This window comes from Photobacterium sp. ABD4_091, from assembly GCF_056160145.1.
This window is the reverse complement of sequence record NZ_JBSWWQ010000001.1, coordinates 1,484,116-1,501,277: the sequence shown is the minus strand read 5'-3', so window position 1 is coordinate 1,501,277 and position 17,162 is coordinate 1,484,116. Positions and strand designations below refer to the sequence as shown.

The 17,162-nt window shown below is 54.3% G+C and carries 18 protein-coding genes; 14 read left to right on the top strand and 4 right to left on the bottom strand.

The features are described 5' to 3' along the window. Positions 1-52: 52 nt before the first annotated feature. From ACXAGQ_RS07005 to ACXAGQ_RS06995, 3 genes are all read left to right on the top strand, one after another. Positions 53-373, top strand: coding sequence for a putative signal transducing protein (locus tag ACXAGQ_RS07005; protein WP_475252810.1), 321 nt, complete (start codon positions 53-55; stop codon positions 371-373). A gap of 97 nt (positions 374-470) precedes the next feature. Continuing rightward, a complete protein-coding gene (locus ACXAGQ_RS07000; protein WP_475252808.1) occupies positions 471-716 on the top strand; it encodes a YecH family metal-binding protein in 246 nt (81 codons plus the stop codon). Between the two features lie 169 nt (positions 717-885). After that, the gene (locus tag ACXAGQ_RS06995) at positions 886-1,476 is read left to right on the top strand and encodes a YhgN family NAAT transporter (protein WP_039468363.1); all 591 of its coding nucleotides are present in this window, start codon (positions 886-888) and stop codon (positions 1,474-1,476) included. 46 nt (positions 1,477-1,522) lie between these two features. On the opposite strand, the gene ACXAGQ_RS06990 is transcribed toward ACXAGQ_RS06995, so the two are convergent. Next, positions 1,523-1,789, bottom strand: coding sequence for a DUF1145 domain-containing protein (locus ACXAGQ_RS06990; RefSeq protein WP_446512973.1), 267 nt, complete (start codon positions 1,787-1,789; stop codon positions 1,523-1,525). After that, positions 1,786-2,391, bottom strand: coding sequence for a 16S rRNA (guanine(966)-N(2))-methyltransferase RsmD (rsmD, locus tag ACXAGQ_RS06985; protein ID WP_475252806.1), 606 nt, complete (start codon positions 2,389-2,391; stop codon positions 1,786-1,788). Before rsmD ends, ACXAGQ_RS06990 begins: the two co-directional genes overlap by 4 nt. Positions 2,392-2,535: 144 nt before the next feature. On the opposite strand from rsmD, the gene ftsY reads away from it, so the two are divergent. From ftsY to glpD, 9 genes are all read left to right on the top strand, one after another. Next, a complete protein-coding gene (gene ftsY, locus ACXAGQ_RS06980) occupies positions 2,536-3,867 on the top strand; it encodes a signal recognition particle-docking protein FtsY (RefSeq protein ID WP_475252804.1) in 1,332 nt (443 codons plus the stop codon). Positions 3,868-3,870: 3 nt separating this feature from the next. Next, positions 3,871-4,542 (top strand): cell division ATP-binding protein FtsE, encoded by a 672-nt coding sequence (gene ftsE / locus ACXAGQ_RS06975; protein WP_475252802.1) that lies wholly within the window; start codon positions 3,871-3,873, stop codon positions 4,540-4,542. After that, positions 4,529-5,455: a permease-like cell division protein FtsX gene (gene ftsX / locus ACXAGQ_RS06970; RefSeq protein ID WP_475252800.1), complete on the top strand. Its 927-nt coding sequence runs from the start codon at positions 4,529-4,531 to the stop codon at positions 5,453-5,455. The genes ftsE and ftsX overlap by 14 nt, the downstream gene beginning before the upstream one ends. Positions 5,456-5,577: 122 nt before the next feature. Continuing rightward, positions 5,578-6,438: an RNA polymerase sigma factor RpoH gene (rpoH, locus tag ACXAGQ_RS06965; protein ID WP_475252798.1), complete on the top strand. Its 861-nt coding sequence runs from the start codon at positions 5,578-5,580 to the stop codon at positions 6,436-6,438. Positions 6,439-6,911: 473 nt separating this feature from the next. Continuing rightward, positions 6,912-7,241: a thiosulfate sulfurtransferase GlpE gene (glpE, locus tag ACXAGQ_RS06960; RefSeq protein ID WP_475252796.1), complete on the top strand. Its 330-nt coding sequence runs from the start codon at positions 6,912-6,914 to the stop codon at positions 7,239-7,241. Positions 7,242-7,326: 85 nt separating this feature from the next. Then, complete coding sequence (gene glpG, locus ACXAGQ_RS06955; protein ID WP_475252794.1) at positions 7,327-8,157, top strand: rhomboid family intramembrane serine protease GlpG; 831 nt, start codon at positions 7,327-7,329, stop codon at positions 8,155-8,157. Between the two features lie 268 nt (positions 8,158-8,425). After that, positions 8,426-9,796 carry a glycerol-3-phosphate transporter gene (gene glpT / locus ACXAGQ_RS06950; RefSeq protein WP_475252792.1) on the top strand — a complete coding sequence of 457 codons (1,371 nt, stop codon included), beginning with the start codon at positions 8,426-8,428 and terminating at the stop codon, positions 9,794-9,796. A 167-nt stretch (positions 9,797-9,963) separates the two neighbouring features. Further along, the gene (locus ACXAGQ_RS06945; protein ID WP_475252790.1) at positions 9,964-10,725 is read left to right on the top strand and encodes a DeoR/GlpR family transcriptional regulator; all 762 of its coding nucleotides are present in this window, start codon (positions 9,964-9,966) and stop codon (positions 10,723-10,725) included. 227 nt (positions 10,726-10,952) lie between these two features. Continuing rightward, positions 10,953-12,467, top strand: a complete 1,515-nt coding sequence (glpD, locus tag ACXAGQ_RS06940) for a glycerol-3-phosphate dehydrogenase (RefSeq protein WP_475252788.1) — start codon at positions 10,953-10,955, stop codon at positions 12,465-12,467. A gap of 91 nt (positions 12,468-12,558) precedes the next feature. Here the strand turns inward: glpD and ACXAGQ_RS06935 are convergent, their stop codons facing one another. After that, on the bottom strand, positions 12,559-12,972 hold the full coding sequence (locus ACXAGQ_RS06935; protein ID WP_475252786.1) for a flagellar basal body-associated protein FliL: 414 nt from the start codon (positions 12,970-12,972) through the stop codon (positions 12,559-12,561). A gap of 169 nt (positions 12,973-13,141) precedes the next feature. On the opposite strand from ACXAGQ_RS06935, the gene ACXAGQ_RS06930 reads away from it, so the two are divergent. Further along, positions 13,142-13,687 carry a chorismate lyase gene (locus ACXAGQ_RS06930; RefSeq protein WP_475252784.1) on the top strand — a complete coding sequence of 182 codons (546 nt, stop codon included), beginning with the start codon at positions 13,142-13,144 and terminating at the stop codon, positions 13,685-13,687. Continuing rightward, entirely contained in the window at positions 13,684-14,538 is an 855-nt protein-coding gene (gene ubiA, locus ACXAGQ_RS06925; protein ID WP_475252782.1) for a 4-hydroxybenzoate octaprenyltransferase, read from the top strand. The genes ACXAGQ_RS06930 and ubiA overlap by 4 nt, the downstream gene beginning before the upstream one ends. A gap of 136 nt (positions 14,539-14,674) precedes the next feature. Here the strand turns inward: ubiA and plsB are convergent, their stop codons facing one another. After that, positions 14,675-17,125, bottom strand: a complete 2,451-nt coding sequence (plsB, locus tag ACXAGQ_RS06920) for a glycerol-3-phosphate 1-O-acyltransferase PlsB (RefSeq protein WP_475252780.1) — start codon at positions 17,123-17,125, stop codon at positions 14,675-14,677. Between the last annotated feature and the right edge of the window lie 37 nt (positions 17,126-17,162).

Sequence of the window (17,162 nt, the reverse complement as noted above, 5' to 3'; positions counted from 1 at the left end):
TTAATCTGTCTTTAGATCATACTGGAGATAAGCAAAATCAATGGGGATGGTCATGTCGGAAAACTGGTGCAAAATATACAGTGCGGCTAATGCCCTGGAGGCGCATAGCCTCAAGGGGATGCTGGAAGCCCAGCATATAGCCGTGCACCTCAGCGGGGAAGGGTTAGGTGCCGCGGCGGGTGAGCTACCTGCCAACGTGGTCGAAGTCGGCCTTTGGGTAAAGGATTGCCAGCAGGCCAGTGCCCAGCGGCTGCTGGCCGAGTATGAGCAGGCCGACCAATCCGGTTGGGTGTGTGCGGGCTGCGGGGAGCAAAATGGCAGCCAGTTTGAACTTTGCTGGCAATGCGGCCGAGACAGGGTCGCAGGAAATTAAACATACATATAAAATGCACTAATTTGTTTTTGGTCAATCTTTCCCCACCATCATGGCGCTACAATGCTGCTATTGTTCTGTGAAGAGAATGCCTACCATGAGTGATAACCAAGTCCATGCCCATAACCTGTTGAACATGCTATTGGCAGCGGAAACGCCATATACCTTTGCCAGCCTGAAGCAGGCCATTGTGGCGGAATACGGTGAAGATGTACGTTTTTATACTTGCAGCCAGCAAGACCTGACTTTTGATGCTCTGATGAGCTTTTTGCTGGACCGCCGCAAGGTCGTACAAGACGGCGAGTATGTAGCGGCTAACCGCGAGCGTATGTGTAATCACTAACGTTGGTTAGAAGCGGTTGGCGCCTGCCAGCCGCTGAAAGTTGCGGGTGGTAAAATATCGCCACCACGCTGATGGTTTGTTATACTCTCCCGCCTCCGGTCGGCATTCTGGCTGATCGTCCTTATTTCTTGATACTTCTTTAATTTATTCGCTATCTGAGGTCTGCTCTGTGGAAATTATTTCTGCGGCGGTCATGCTATTTCTGATCATGGATCCGCTCGGCAACTTGCCGGTTATGTTGTCTATCCTGCGGCACATTGAGCCCAAGCGCCGCCGTTTTATCATGATCCGTGAATTGTTGATTGCCTTGGTGATCTTGCTGTTGTTCTTGTTCGGCGGCCAGAAAATGCTGAACTTCCTGCATGTCTCGACCGAGACCGTCAGTATTTCCGGCGGTATTATCCTGTTCCTTATAGCGATCAGGATGATTTTCCCGCAGCCGGGTGGCGTGACCGGCCTTGCTGCCGGTGAGGAGCCGTTTATCGTGCCGATGGCGATCCCGATGATTGCCGGGCCTTCGGTATTGGCTTCTTTATTGCTGTTGTCCAACCAGGAGCCGGGTCGCACCACAGACTGGGTGATCGCCGTATTGCTGGCGTGGGGTGCATCGTTTGTGATCCTGATGTTTTACGAGGTGTTCAACCGCCTGCTGGGCGAGAAGGGACTCAAGGCTGTCGAGCGTTTGATGGGTTTGTTGCTGATCATGATTTCGACCCAGATGTTCCTGGACGGCATCCGCAAGTTTTTCATGATGGGCTAGCATAAAGTGTGAGTTGGAAAAAACGAGGCCATTTGGCCTCGTATTTTTACATCATGTGCTTGCGGCGGATATCAAGCAGGGCAAAGATGCCGAAGATCAGGATGGACCATTTTTCCCACCGGGTCATAGTGATCTTGTCGCCGAAGGCGCCGATGAAAATGAGCATTTGCAGGCCATGCATCATGAACAGGAACCCGGTCATGATATAGAGCGCCATCGCCGCGACGCCCGGGAACGGGTGAAAAATGTTGATCAGCAAAACCAGCCAGACAAAGCCGATCGCCGCTTTGGCAAGTAAAATCAGTGCTTTCATGCTTCCTCTCTTTCGAATAAGCGGTAACAGACCTGTCCCGCTGTTTTTTCCCTGTGGAGATGCCAATGTGCTGGTGTCACTGGCTCCCCGAATTCTTTCTCGGCCTCAATGTAAATGACGGCGTGGGGTGATAGCCAGTTATTCTGCTCGAGCAGGGTGATCACCTCATCAATCAGGTCTTTGCGGAACGGTGGGTCGATAAACACCACGTCGTGCGGGGTACCGGCCTGCTTCAGGAAAGCCAGGCTGTCGGTATTGAGGACGTCGGCATTGTCTGCGCCGATGGTCGCCCGGTTTTTTTCCAGTTGCTCGGCGGCTTTTTTGTCAAGCTCAAGCATGGTGACATGGCTGGCACCGCGCGATAGGGCTTCGAAGCTCAGGCTGCCGCTGCCGGTAAACAGGTCAAGGCAGCGCGAATCGATAATATCTTGTGCCAACCAGTTGAAAACGGTCTCTTTGACGCGATCTGTGGTTGGGCGTAGGCCTTCGACGTCGTGGACGGGAAGTTTACGCCCACGCCAGCGCCCGCTGATGATCCTAACGAACCCGTCACGGCGGCTGTTTGGCATATTTCGCCCTGATTGTTGTCTGCGTCTTGTCATAGATTTCTTCGACCGTTTAGAAAATGATAGTATACCTAAACCCCTTGGCTGTAGGCGAAAACATGTATGCCGAAATCATGCCGCTGGGGGTATACACCTGTGTTTAGGCCGCAAATTGTACCAATCAAGCTCTAGGATTTGCCAATGGCAGAAAAAAAGAAACGCGGATTATTTTCGTGGTTGGGTTTTGGCTCTGAGGAGCAGACCGAGCAAACCGAACAAAATCAAGAACAATCAACGGTTTCAGCTGAGGCTGAAGCAGTAAAAGAACAAGCAACAGAACAAGAAGCCGAAGCTGCTGCGAAAGTTGCGGCGGAAGCAGAAGCGGAAGCCGAAGCTGCTGCGAAAGTTGCGGCGGAAGCAGAAGCGGAAGCCGAGGCAGCCGCCAAAGCAGCGGCAGAAGCGGAAGCCGAGGCCGCCGCCAAGGCAGCGGCAGAAGCAGAAGCCGAGGCTGCCGCCCAAGTCATTGCGGAAGAAGAAGCCAAGGCCCAAGCGGTACAGCTGGAAGAAGAGCAGTTGCAGCAAGCCGAGGCATTGCAGGAAAAACCTAAGAGCGAAGGTTTCTTTGCCCGCTTGATGCGCGGCCTGAAGAAAACCAAGACCAACTTCGGCTCGGGGTTTGCCAGCTTGTTCCGTGGCAAGAAAATCGATGACGATCTGTTCGAGGAGCTGGAAGAGCAGCTGTTGGTGGCCGATGTCGGTATGGACACCACCCTCAAGATCATTGAGAACCTGACGGACAAGGCGGACCGCAAGTCGCTGAAAGACGGTGATGCCCTGTACGGCCTGCTGAAAGAAGAGCTGTCTGGCATGCTGGCCAAGGTCGAGCAGCCGCTGGTGATTGACGAAGCCAAGCAGCCTTACGTTATTCTGATGGTGGGCGTAAACGGTGTCGGTAAGACCACGACTATCGGTAAGCTGGCCAAGCAGTTCCAGGGCCAGGGCAAATCTGTGATGCTGGCAGCCGGTGATACCTTCCGTGCAGCGGCGGTTGAGCAGCTGCAGGTCTGGGGCGAGCGCAACAACGTACCGGTTGTTGCCCAGCATACCGGCGCAGACAGTGCCTCGGTGATCTTCGATGCGATCGAGTCTGCCAAGGCGAAGAATGTGGATGTCGTGATTGCCGATACTGCAGGCCGCCTGCAGAACAAAGGCAACCTGATGGAAGAGCTGCGCAAGATCGTCCGTGTGATGAAGAAGGTTGATCCGCATGCGCCGCATGAAATCATGCTGACGGTGGATGCCGGTACCGGGCAGAATGCGATCAGCCAGGCCAAGTTGTTCAGCGAGGTTGCCCCGGTGACCGGTATTACCCTGACCAAGTTGGACGGTACGGCCAAGGGGGGTGTTATCTTTGCCATTGCCGATCAGTTCAATATCCCAATCCGCTACATCGGTATCGGGGAAGGGATTGAAGACTTGCGCCCGTTTGCGGCGGATGAGTTTATCGAAGCGCTGTTTAGTGACGAGGATTAAGGTGTGATTCGGTTTCAGCAGGTAAGTAAGGCTTATCGGGGCGGGCGCCAGGCCCTGCAAAAGGTCGATTTCCATCTGCAGCCAGCAGATATGGCGTTCCTGACCGGGCACTCGGGTGCGGGTAAGAGTACTCTGCTGAAACTGATCTGTGCCATCGAGCGGCCGAGTGACGGCAAGATCATCTTTAACGGGCATGATATTACCCGGATTGACAACAAGCAGATCCCGTTCTTGCGCCGCAATATCGGCATTATCTTCCAGGATCACAAGTTGCTGATGGATAGAACCATCTACGACAACGTGGCCCTGCCGTTGCGGGTTGAGCAGGCCACCGAGAACGAGATCAAGCGCCGGGTATCGGCGGCCCTCGACAAGGTCGGATTGCTCGACAAGGCTCGCTGTCTGCCGGTGCAACTATCTGGCGGTGAGCAGCAGCGGGTGGGGATTGCACGGGCGATCGTCAATAAGCCGATGCTGCTGCTGGCCGATGAGCCGACCGGTAATCTCGATGCGGCGCTGTCCCGCCAGATCATGGCGTTGTTCGAAGAGTTCAACCGGGTAGGGGTCACGGTGCTGATGGCAACCCACGATACCTCGCTGTTGACCACCCACAATTACCGTCGATTGGATTTGTATCAGGGACAATTAAGGGAGCTAGCCAGTGGCGCAAAATAAAACCGGCTTTTTTGCCTTGCACAAGCAGCAATGTAAGCAGTCACTTGCAGATATGATGCGCCGCCCGCTCGGCAACATCCTGACCTTGGCGGTGCTGGCGTTTGCCCTGACGCTACCTGCGAGTTTTTACCTGTTTGCCAAGAACGTCACCGTGGTGGCACAGGTGTGGCAGAACCCGACCCAGATGACTATCTATCTGGAGCCGGGCACTTCAACAGGGCAGGCAAAGCAACTGCATGACGAGTTGGCGCAGTGGCCGGAAGTCGATAGCCTTGAGGCGATTTCGCCTGAGCAGGGGCTGGCCGAGTTCCGCCAGCAGGCCGGCTTTGAGCAAGCGCTTAGCCTGCTGGATGACAATCCGCTGCCGGCAGTACTGGTCGTCAAGCCAACCGAGGCGTGGCAGCTTGATGCCAAGGCTACCGAGCTGGCTTCGCGTTTGCGGGTGCAAAGCGGAGTGGACGAGGTGCGGCTCGACAGTGATTGGCTCCAGCGTTTGGCTGCGATTAAGCAACTTGTCATTATTCTGGCTATGATTATTTCCGGGTTGATGCTGTTTGCGGTCTTTTTGATTGTCGGCAACACTCTGCGCCTGCAGGTGCTCAACCAGCGTGATGAGATCCAGGTGATGAAACTGGTCGGGGCGACCGACAGTTTTATCCTCCGCCCTTATCTCTATACCGGGGTTTGGTATGGTTTGATTGGCGGTGTAGCTGCCTGGATGTTGACCGCATTGGTGGCGATGCTGCTCGATGGCGCTGTGGCCCATTTGGCGGATCTGTATGACAGCCCGTTCAGAATGATCGGCTTAGGTTGGGATGAGTCTTTGATCTTATTGATGATCTCGGCATTCCTTGGCCTGCTTGCTGCGCGTTTGTCGGCTGGACGTCATTTGAAAGAAATTGAACCTATCTGACATTTTTAACTCTACAAATAGGGTAAATTACGCGGCTTGCTTGCAATGAGGCCTGTTTTACAGGCATCATTGTCGGTTCATGCAATTTCGCATTGGTACAAAAAATAAACGAGGTTTGTTGAATGGCACAAGAGATGACTTCAATGGCTCTGGTCACTGCAGATAGTCTGGATAGCTATGTCCAGAGCGTCAACAGCTATCCTATGCTGTCGGCGGAGCAGGAGCGCGAGCTAGCTGAGCGTCTTCATTTTGATGGTGATCTCAATGCGGCAAAGGCATTGGTGATGTCCCATCTGCGCTTTGTTGTTCACATTGCTCGTGGCTATTCAGGCTACGGCTTACCAATGGCTGATCTGGTTCAGGAAGGCAATATTGGCCTGATGAAAGCGGTCAAGCGCTTTAACCCTGAAGTCGGCGTCCGCCTGGTATCTTTTGCTGTTCACTGGATCAAAGCAGAGATCCATGAATACGTACTGCGTAACTGGCGTATCGTCAAAGTGGCGACCACCAAGGCCCAGCGCAAACTGTTCTTCAACTTGCGCAAGGCAAAAAAACGCCTTGGCTGGTTCAACAATGACGAAGTGCAGATGGTTGCTGACCAGCTTGGCGTAGAGGCTAGCGAAGTGCGCGAGATGGAATCCCGTCTTGCTGCCCAGGATCCGGCTTTTGAAATGCCGACCGAAGACGATGATCGCGAAGCCAGCTACAGCGCGCCGGCGTATTACCTCGAAGACAAATCGTCAGATGTTGCGCTGAGCGTAGAGGAAAACAACTGGGAAGCCCACGCCAACAACCGTTTGTCGAATGCCCTGTCTGGCCTCGATGAGCGCAGCCAGCACATTGTGCGTTCGCGCTGGCTGGAAGACAGCAAGGCGACCTTGCAAGAGTTGGCTGAACACTACCAGGTATCCGCAGAGCGGATCCGCCAGCTAGAGAAAAATGCGATGAAAAAGCTCAAGGAAGCAGTGGGTGATTTCGCCTGAGGATCCTCGGCAAACTATCCACAAATCGCAACAAGAGAAAACCAGCCAAGGGCTGGTTTTTTTATGCCTAAAATCTGGGATATACATCACAAAATCAATGGTAAATGTGAAGTTGAAACAAGTTTATCCACAGCTTTTTACATGATCCTACCTACATATAGTGGATCCATATTTGTGGAAACACATTATCAACGCAATTCACAGTCTTTTCCACAGCTGGTGGTATTTTGGCCAGTGGCGCTGTCGGGGATACGGTGAAGGTATTGCAGGCCCTTGCCCTGTGGGGCTTAGCTGCATTTTGGTCTTGCCGGTTTACCCTTATTTTTTCGATGGGGTTGTGAGTAACTTGATCGGTTACAATAGTGAAATAAGGCGGCGCGTGGTGGTTTTGGCCAAAACGGACGATCGTCACATTTTTATCAGGTAGGACGATCTTGCCTGTTGATCAATTCCAACAAGAGTCAGCGTAAATTATGGATCAATTTGAACATCTTTCTGCCGAGCAGGCTTATCAGTTGCTCTCGCAGGGGGGCAGCGAAGCGGTACTGGTCGATATCCGTGATCCCCAGTCTTATGCCCTGAGCCATCCCGAAGGCGCGTTTCACCTAACTAATGATACAATGGTGGCGTTTATGGATGAGGTTGATTTCGAGCAACCAGTGATCGTGATGTGCTACCACGGTATCAGCAGCCAGGGTGCTGCTCAATATCTTATCCACCAGGGGTTCGAATGTGTCTATAGCCTCGATGGCGGCTTCGAGGCCTGGAAGCGCAACGCTTATCCCTGTGTCCAGATGGCTTGATCCAAGCCAGCCTGGGGGCGGCGGGGGGATATCACTACCACTATGATCTGATGTTGCCGAATAGCCTTTCACTGTGGAGACCGATATGCACCGCTTAGCCGGATTGAACAACCCACGCCAGGCGCAGGCGTTTATTGACTATATGGCCTCGCGAGGCATTTCGCTGGTGATGGCCCCGGAGCCAGAGGGCCTGTTTGCCCTGTGGCTTGAAGATGGTCAGTATTTGGTGGAAGCTGAGGCTGAACTCAACCAGTTCCTCTCCAATCCTTATGATCGCAAATACCAGGCGGCATCATGGGAGGTGGCCGAGAGCCGTACTGCCCAGTTCCAGTACCGCAGCCCGAGCCTTGTTGGCCTTGTCCGTGCCCAGGCGGGCCCCTTTACTCTGCTGGTGATGGCTGTATCGGTGGTGGTTTACTTGCTGTGGTTGCTCGGTATGCAGCAGCCCGTCTTTCGCCTGATGCACTTCCCGGTGATGGACGGCGATGAATGGCAGTTATGGCGGTTTTTCTCCCATGCGCTGATCCATTTCTCGACCTTGCATGTGATTTTCAACTGCCTGTGGTGGTGGATCCTCGGTGGGCAGCTGGAAAGGCATAGCGGGAGCGCCAAGCTGCTCCAGGTGTTCTTGATCTCGGCGTTGGTGTCGGGCTTTGCCCAGTTCTGGTTCCACGGCCCGAACTTCGGCGGCCTGTCCGGCGTGGTTTATGCACTGCTGGGCTATATCTGGTGGATGGGGGGGCTGGCACCCAGCCGTGGCCTGTCTATCCCCAAGCCTTACGTGGTCTTCATGTTGGCGTGGCTGGTGCTAGGCTTTGCCGATGTGCTGGGCATGTCGGTGGCTAACATGGCCCACCTTTTTGGCCTGCTTAGCGGCTGTGCCTTGGGCTGGGTGGACGCCAAGCTGCGTCGCTAATTCGCTTGGGGTACAAAAAGAGGTGAATATCCGTCCCCGGATGTTCACCTTTTTTGTTGATATGCCAAAGTAGTTCGTAATTCCGGTAAAATCCCCTGATTTTTGCCGCTAACCCAGCGACTAAATCTACCTATTTGACACTATTCACATTTTCTTACCTTCATTAGAGCAATAATTTGCATACCTTGAGCGAAATTGATTATTTTCGCTCACCCTGTACTCGTTTGTACTCATACCATCGCAAAAGCACTATAAAAAGGTACATTCTATGTTTGGTATTTTTAAACCGGCTATGCATCGGGAGCGTCTGCCCGATGGCAAGGTTGACTCCACCTATCAACGCCTGCGTTGGCAGTTGTTTGCCGGGATTTTCATTGGCTACGCTGGCTACTACCTTGTTCGAAAAAATTTCAGCCTGGCAATGCCTTACCTCATCGAGGAATACGGCTACAGCCGTGGTGATCTGGGTGTCGCCCTGGCTGCGGTATCTATCGCTTATGGCCTATCGAAATTCCTGATGGGCAGTGTGTCCGACCGCTCCAACCCGCGCTACTTCCTGGCCGCTGGCTTGAGTATGTCGGCCATCGTCATGCTGTGTTTTGGCTTTATGCCGTGGGCAACGGGCAGTATTGCAGCGATGTTCATCCTGCTGTTCCTGAACGGTTGGTTCCAGGGAATGGGGTGGCCTGCCTGTGGCCGGACCATGGTGCACTGGTGGTCGCGCAAGGAAAGGGGTGAGGTAGTTTCGGTCTGGAACGTGGCCCATAACGTCGGTGGCGGCTTGATCGGCCCGATGTTCCTGCTTGGCCTGTGGGCATTCAACGATGACTGGCGGGCGGCTTTCTATGTCCCGGCATTCTTTGCCCTGTTGGTAGCGGCATTCACCTTGCTGGTCATGCGTGACACGCCTCAGTCTTGCGGCCTGCCTTCTATCGAAGAGCACAAAGATGATTATCCTGATAGCTATGATGCCTCTCACGAAAAAGAGATGACGGCGAAAGAAATCTTCTTCAAGTATGTGTTCAACAACAAGTTGTTGTGGTTCATCGCGGTGGCGAATGCCTTCGTATACCTGATCCGCTACGGGGTATTGGACTGGGCTCCGGTTTATCTGAGCGAAGTGAAGGATTTCACCGTAGATAAATCGTCTTGGGCTTATTTCCTCTACGAGTGGGCCGGTATCCCGGGTACCCTGCTGTGTGGTTGGATGTCGGATAAATTCTTCAAGGGCCGCCGTGCGCCGGCAGGTATCCTGTTTATGGCCTTGGTTACTGTTGCGGTATTGGTTTACTGGTTCAACCCTGCCGGCAACCCTGCGGTTGATATGGCTGCGCTGGTGGCTATCGGCTTTTTGATCTACGGCCCGGTTATGCTGATTGGCCTGTACGCCCTTGAACTGGCACCGAAGAAAGCAGCAGGTACGGCTGCTGGCCTGACGGGTCTGTTCGGTTACTTGGGCGGGGCGGTAGCTGCGAATGCTATCTTGGGCTACACCGTAGACCACTTCGGCTGGGATGGCGGCTTTATGGTGCTGACTGCATCTTGTGGCCTATCTATCTTCTTCCTGACATTGGCACTGATTGGCGAAAGCCGTCTACACCGTGAGAAAGAAGCGGATCAGCAAGCACAAAATGCATGATTGGGAGCGCCATCATTGGCATCTTGATTAGACCCTAGGTAATATGACAAGGCTTCGCATTGGGCGGAGCCTTGTTGTTTTGCAAGCTATTCTTGCCTTAATGATATCGATTTCATAAGAGTGCTTGTTAGGGTACCAGGCCACAGCGAAAGGGAGCCGCGTCAGTCGTGAAGCAGAGTAAACGTCACCAGGAAATTATTGATCTTGTCAAAACCCAAGGCTATGTCAGCACCGATGACTTGGTGGAGCGGTTCAATGTCAGCCCGCAGACAATCCGGCGGGATCTCAACGAGCTGGCGGAAGACAACAAAATCCGCCGTCACCACGGTGGGGCGACGATCCCATCGAGCTCGGTCAACACGTCCTACAGCACCCGGAAGGTGATGCAGCTGACGGAAAAGGACAATATTGCCCAGGCGATGGTGGCTCATATTCCGGACGGGGCGACGCTGTTCATTGATATCGGTACCACCCCGGAAGCGGTAGCCAGGGCGCTGCTGAACCATAACGATCTGCGTATCGTGACCAACAACCTCAATGTGGCGAGTATCTTGACCGGCAAGGATGATTTCCGGGTGATCTTGGCTGGCGGTGAAGTGCGCAACCGCGATGGCGGTATCGTCGGTGAGGCAACCTTGGATTTCATCTCCCAGTTCCGCCTTGATTTCGGCATCTTGGGGATCAGCGGGATTGATCTCGATGGCTCACTGCTTGATTTCGACTACCATGAAGTCCGGGTCAAGCAGGCGATTATTGAAAACAGCCGCTGCGTGATGCTCGGTGTCGATCATACCAAGTTCGGTCGTAATGCCATGGTCAACCTTGGGGATATCAGCCAGGTTGATATGCTGTTTACCGACCAGACACCGCCTGAAGAGCTGGCCAAACGCCTGGCAGAGCATGAAACGCACATAGAAATCATCCGGTAGCGCTTTTATTTCATAGGCTTGCCGTCTATATAAGCAAGAACACCCCGAACGGGCTGCTGAATAAGCAGCCCGTTTTTTTTCGTAAAAATGCCAGTTCGATCATATTTACCTAAATATTCGAGCATAATAATGATGATCTTAATCAATTTATTGTCTATAGTGCTCGTTATCGAGCATTTGTGCGCGAAAAAGAACATTAAACGAAAGTCGGTAGTCGAGGTGGTGAAATGGCAGCAAAAAACGAAGTGTTGGATCTGATTGTCGTCGGTGGCGGTATCAATGGGGCAGGTATTGCTGCGGATGCCGCTGGCCGCGGCCTGAAGGTTGGCCTATACGAAGCACAGGACTTCGCGTCGGCAACATCGTCGGCCAGTTCGAAGTTGATCCATGGTGGCCTGCGCTACCTCGAACACTACGAATTTCGCTTGGTCGGTGAAGCACTGGCTGAGCGTGAGGTACTACTGAAAAAAATCCCCCATATCGCCCGCCCGATGCGTTTTCGTTTGCCGCACCGCCCGCACTTGCGCCCGGCGTGGATGATCCGCGCTGGCCTGTTCTTATACGACCACCTTGGCAAGCGTACGACACTGCCGGCAAGCTGCGGCCTGAAGTTCGGTGCTGATTCCGTATTGGTACCGGAAATTACCAAGGGTTTCGAATACTCTGACTGCTGGGTCGACGATGCGCGTTTGGTGATCCTCAATGCGATGGAGGTGGCCCAGCGTGATGGCGAAGTGCGCAACCGCTGTACGGTCGAAGCTGCCGAGCGAGAGGGTGAACTGTGGCGGGTAACGGTGCGCAACACCCTGACCGGCGAGGTGTTCGAGCGCCGCTGCCATGCATTGGTCAATGCCGCAGGGCCATGGGTGAAAGCGTTCTACGACCAGAGCCTTGAGCTGCCATCGCCACGCAATATCCGCTTGATCAAAGGCTCCCACATTGTTGTTCCTCGCGTCCACGGCGAGGAGCAGGCGTATATCCTGCAAAATGAAGACAACCGGATTGTGTTTGTGATCCCTTACCTTGACCGCTTCTCGATCATTGGTACTACGGATGTTGAATACAATGGCGACCCGCGCGAGGTGGCGATTGATGACAATGAAATCGGCTACCTGCTGGATGTCTACAATAACCACTTCGTCAACAAGCTAAACCGCGGCGATGTGGTATGGACCTACAGCGGGGTGCGCCCGCTGTGCGATGATGAATCTGACTCACCGCAGGCCATCACCCGTGACTACACGCTGGAACTGGAGCAGGAGGGCAGCCAGGCGCCGCTGCTGTCTATCTTCGGTGGCAAGTTGACGACTTACCGCAAGCTTGCCGAGACGGCGATGACCAAGCTGGCACCGTTCTTCCCGCAGATGACCCAGCCGTGGACGGCTGATGCTTACCTGCCGGGCGGCGAAGCGGGTTATGATGCCAGCCAAAAGGCTGAGCAGCTGCAGCAGCGTTTCCCATGGCTGGAATCGGTCGCTGCCGTGCGGATGGCGACGAACTATGGCAACCGCTGCGAAGATATTTTCACCGGTGTAGCCAGCGAGGCTGACATGGGGCAGCACTTTGGTGCCGGTTTCTATGCCAAGGAGCTGGAATACCTGATGCGCTTCGAGTTTGTCCAGCAGGCTGAAGATGTGCTGTGGCGTCGCAGCAAGCTGGGCTTGTACCTGGACATGGAGCAGCAGCAGCAAGTGGCTGAGTTCATTGCCAACTGGCAGGCTGGCCACGAAAGTGCGGCGTAATTGCGATAACCACTTAAACCCCAGTGCAGCAATAAAAAGCAAAAAGAACAAAGGCGCCTAGGGCGCCTTTGTTGTATCTGGTGTGGTTAACTTACTGGTAGAGGTACTTGGTAAACAACAGCTCGGTCAGCAGTCGTTTGTTGGTCTCGATCAGCAGCAGCTCGTTGACCTTGTTGAGGCAAGCCTGGCGGATTTCCTCGCGCCCTGCCAGCGACTTGATTCGTGCCTCTGGCTGTTGGCCGATAATACTGATAATGGCATCGCGGATCAGCGGGGCATGGTGCTCGACGTCTGGGATGAGGGAGGGATCAGCCACCATCAGGTCGACCTGCAGGCGGAGGTAGCCGATTTTCTTGCCCTGGGTGACATAGTTGGTGGTGATGTCAGGGGCAAGGGTGTAATAGGTATATTGCGGGTTGGCCGGGGCGCCGTCATTGGCTTGGGCAGACATTGGCACCAGCAGGCTCGCCAACAGGAACAGTAATCCAGATAAAGTCAATTTCATTATGGTGCTCATAGAGTTATTGGTTTTTATGGCTGCAAATGAGTTTCTTTCGATCGTAACGATATTCGTACTGGTTACAGCTTGCTACAATAGTGTTTCTTCATGGTAATAAATTAACCTTGATCTACCAAGCCCTAGCGGCCGATTGGGTAGATATTTTGTTGGAAAGATGTCGAAATTCAAACAGTTGTACAAGCCCATGCTAGACAGTGCCCAATGGCAGGCACCGGAAGAAACAGTCATTGAAGGGACTGAATTTGGGCATTGGTTGTTGGAGTTGGACTCCTTGTCGCGCCGGTTCGAGCGCCATTGCCGGGCATTTACCGTTTCTCTGGAAGAGCAAGGGCAGATAAGTCGCGAGCGCTTGACGGATGATGAACGTGCCCTGATCGGTGATGTCGACTGCCTGCTGCGCAAGGTCGTGCTCAGGGGGGACGGGGTGCCATGGGTGTTTGCCAGGACCTTGATCCCACTGACGACGCTGACAGGCCAGGAGCAGGACTTGGCACAACTGGGGGAAATGCCACTTGGGTTCCGGGTGTTCACCGATCGCACTGCACGCCGCGATGCGCTGGTGGTCGCCAACGTCGGAACCGAACAGCAACCGGTCTGGGCGAGGCGCTCGCGGTTGTGGCTCAATGACAAGCCGCTGCTGGTGGCGGAGCTGTTTTTGCAGGAAGCACCGATTTATAAGGAGACCCTAAGTTGGAAATGACCAAGATGAAAGCGTTCTGGCAACTGGCGCGCTTCGATCGCCCTATTGGTAGCCTGTTGCTGCTGTGGCCGACGCTGTGGGCGTTGTTTTTGGCTGCCGAGGGCATGCCGAACCCCCATGTGATGGGGGTGTTCGTCCTCGGGGTGATTTTCATGCGCGCGGCGGGCTGCGTGATCAACGATTTTGCCGACCGCAACTTTGACGGCCATGTCAAACGTACCGCCCAGCGGCCGATGCCCTCGGGCAAGGTTTCCGAGCGCGAGGCGCTAGCCTTGTTTGGGTTGTTGGTATTGGTGTCATTTTTGCTGGTGCTGACCATGAACACCCTGACCATCATGCTGTCGGTAGTGGCGGTGGTATTGGCAGCGGCTTATCCTTTCATGAAGCGTTATACCCACTTGCCGCAGCTGGTATTGGGGATGGCGTTTGGCTGGTCTATCCCGATGGCCTATGCGGCCCAGGCCGGTGAGCTGCCGGCGGTGGCCTGGCTGCTGTTTGTCGCCAATATCCTGTGGACCATTGCCTATGATACCCAGTACGCCATGGTTGACCGTGATGATGACGTCAAGGTCGGTATCAAGTCGACGGCAATTTTGTTCGGCCGTTTCGACAAGATGATCATCGGCTTGCTGCAGCTGGGTACCCTGGTGTTGCTGATTGCGGTTGGGGCACTTGAAGGCATGTCGCAAATCTATTACTGGTGCCTGCTGCTGGCTTCGTCGCTGTTTGTGTACCAGCAGATGCTGATCCGTGGCCGCGAGCGCGAGCCATGCTTTAAAGCATTTTTGAACAACAACTATGTCGGCATGCTGATCTGCATCGGTATCGCTGCCAGCACCTACCTAGCCTAGGTCACCGGTCAGAGCCGAACCCTCCTAGTTTTTGAAAAGCGCCGCTAGCGGCGCTTTTTTTGTGCCTGGGCACAGGAAAACCGACAGATAAAAAAAGGGCTGCCACTGGCAGCCCTGGGTACGAGATAGCCTGTGATTAGGCTTCGCTTTCGGTGTCTTCGAGGCGCTCCTCGCGGTTCATTACCGCTTGGATGGTCAGTTTCACCTCAGGTGATACCAAGGAAGCAAGCTGTTCGGCAAGTTGCTCGACAGGCTGCGATACCGCGTGGCACTCCTCGTTGAGGTAGCCTTCGCTTCGCAGGGTCTTCACCAAGGTGGCAAACACGCCCTTGTCGAAAAACTCCGGCGCGTTGATGCCGTGCAGGCGGCTTAGGCGCTGGGCCATCATCTGGCTCTGCTGCTCGAGATCGCTCTTCATCAGCTGCGGCTCGGAGTTGAGCAGGGTCAGTGCAATGGCATAACGCTGCAAAGTTTCCGTGATAGTACGGGCCAGTAGGTGAAGCGGGCCGATACGGGCGCTGTTGAGGGTAATCGTATCGCCGTCACGCAGTACCAGGCGCTGGCGAACCAGCTCTTCTACTTGGCCTTCAATCACCGATTCCAGCTCTTCTTTGCCAAAGCGCAAGAATAACTCGGCCTGCAGGAATGGGTACAGGCGGCTGACTTGCTCGACAATCTCGGCCACCGTCAGTGTCTGGTGGTGGATAACAATATTGGCGATCAGCGATGGCATCGCAAACAAATGGATGATGTTGTTGCGGTAGTAGGTCATCAGGATCGCCTGCTGGCGGTTCAGCGATACCATTTCACCCAGGCTGTCACGTTCGACCACGAACTTGTCCATTTCGATGGCGTGTTTGACCATCGTCTTGGCATCTTCGTCCGGCACCGTGAACTGACCAGAGTAAGGGACATTGCGCAGCAACTGCAGGTAGCAGTCGATTTGCTGTTCCAGATCCTCACGGCTCAGCGCTCGCTGGCGGGCAGCAAGCAGGGCAACACCGCACAGGGTCAGGGCGTTGGTTGCCGCAGCGTCGTTGATATGGGTCATCATCTTCACTGCCAGATCGTTTACAACCGGGTTCAGCCATTGCGGGCGCTGCGGTTCGATAGGGTCGATATCCTTGTGCCACTCAGGAACATGTTCGTTAAGGTAGTGGTTGAGCGGGATAGGTTCACCGAAGTTGACATAGCCCTGACCAAGGTTGCGCAGTTTGCGTAGGGTACGGATCACCTGGCCGAGGTTTTCCTTCTCCTTGCGCTTGCCGCGCAGCTCTTTGGCGTAGGTCGCCACTTCCATCACATGCTCGTAACCGATGTAAACCGGGACCAGGGTTACCGGGCGGTTGAGGCCGCGCAGCATCGCCTGAATCGTCATCGACAGCATACCGGTTTTGGCCGGCAGCAAACGACCGGTACGGGAGCGGCCGCCTTCACTGAAGTATTCCACCGAGTAACCTTTGGCAAACAGCTCGGCCAGGTATTCACGGAATACGGTCGAGTACAGGCGGTTGCCCTTGAAGCTGCGGCGGATAAAGAACGCGCCACCACGGCGGAAAATCGGGCCGGCAGGGAAGAAGTTCAGGTTAATACCCGCTGCAATATGCGGCGGCACCAAGCCTTCACGATAAAGTACGTAAGATAGTAGCAGGTAATCCATGTGGCTGCGGTGACACGGCACGTAGACAATCTCGTGGCCGTCTTGGGCCAGCTTGCGCACCTGCTTGGCATTGTTGATATTCAGCCCTTGGTAGAGCTTATTCCACAGCCAGCCGAGGAAACGCTCACCGCGCTTGATCAGTGAATAGGAGAAATCGGCTGCAATTTCTTCCATCATATCGACGGCTTCTTTGCGTACCTTCTCGATGGGTACATCGCGGCTTGCCGCTTCTTCAGCCACCACTTTTTCAATCGCCTTGGAGTTAAGTAGGCGGTTGAACAGCACCTGGCGGTCCGGCAGTTTCGGGCCAGATGCAGCCAGCTGCTGGCGCGAGAAGTGGATACGCGCCACCCTTGCCAGCTTATTGGCAATCGAGTCGTCGGTACCGTGGTGATCAGCCATGTAGCGCAGTGACACTGCCGGGCTCAGGCGCACCATACAGTCGCGGCCGTGGCCGAGAATGGTGAAGAACTTCTCCGGGCCATTGAGTGGGCGCAATATCGGCTTGTGATTTTCTTCTTTGCCCGGCTTGCGGCCCCACAGAATGGAAGCAGGGACAACCTGGATATCCAGCTCGCTGTCTTGCTTGTGGTGCTCGAGCAGGGCGGTGAACAGATCAATCGATTCCTGCGGCAGCTCGGTCTTGTCACCGAAGACGCTTGGGCCATCGGAAATATAGACATAGCGAACAAACTGTTGTCCATTGAGCTCTAGCGGCGACAGCGGATCGGGCAGCCCTAGTTTCTGGGTGCTGCTGCGCAGTGTCATCAGGTCGGTGTTGGAGCGAAACGGCAGGATGTAAACAATCGGGCGTTCCAGGTCCAGTTCCAGATCCGCAACCGGATCGGAAGGGATAGAGTGGGTTTTAACCAGCAGAGAAAGCGGCAAATCCAGTATTTTTTGGTAGATTTTCTGCCAACTTGACATATCTTTTACTAGCCTCGAATTCTTAATGCGTGGCAAG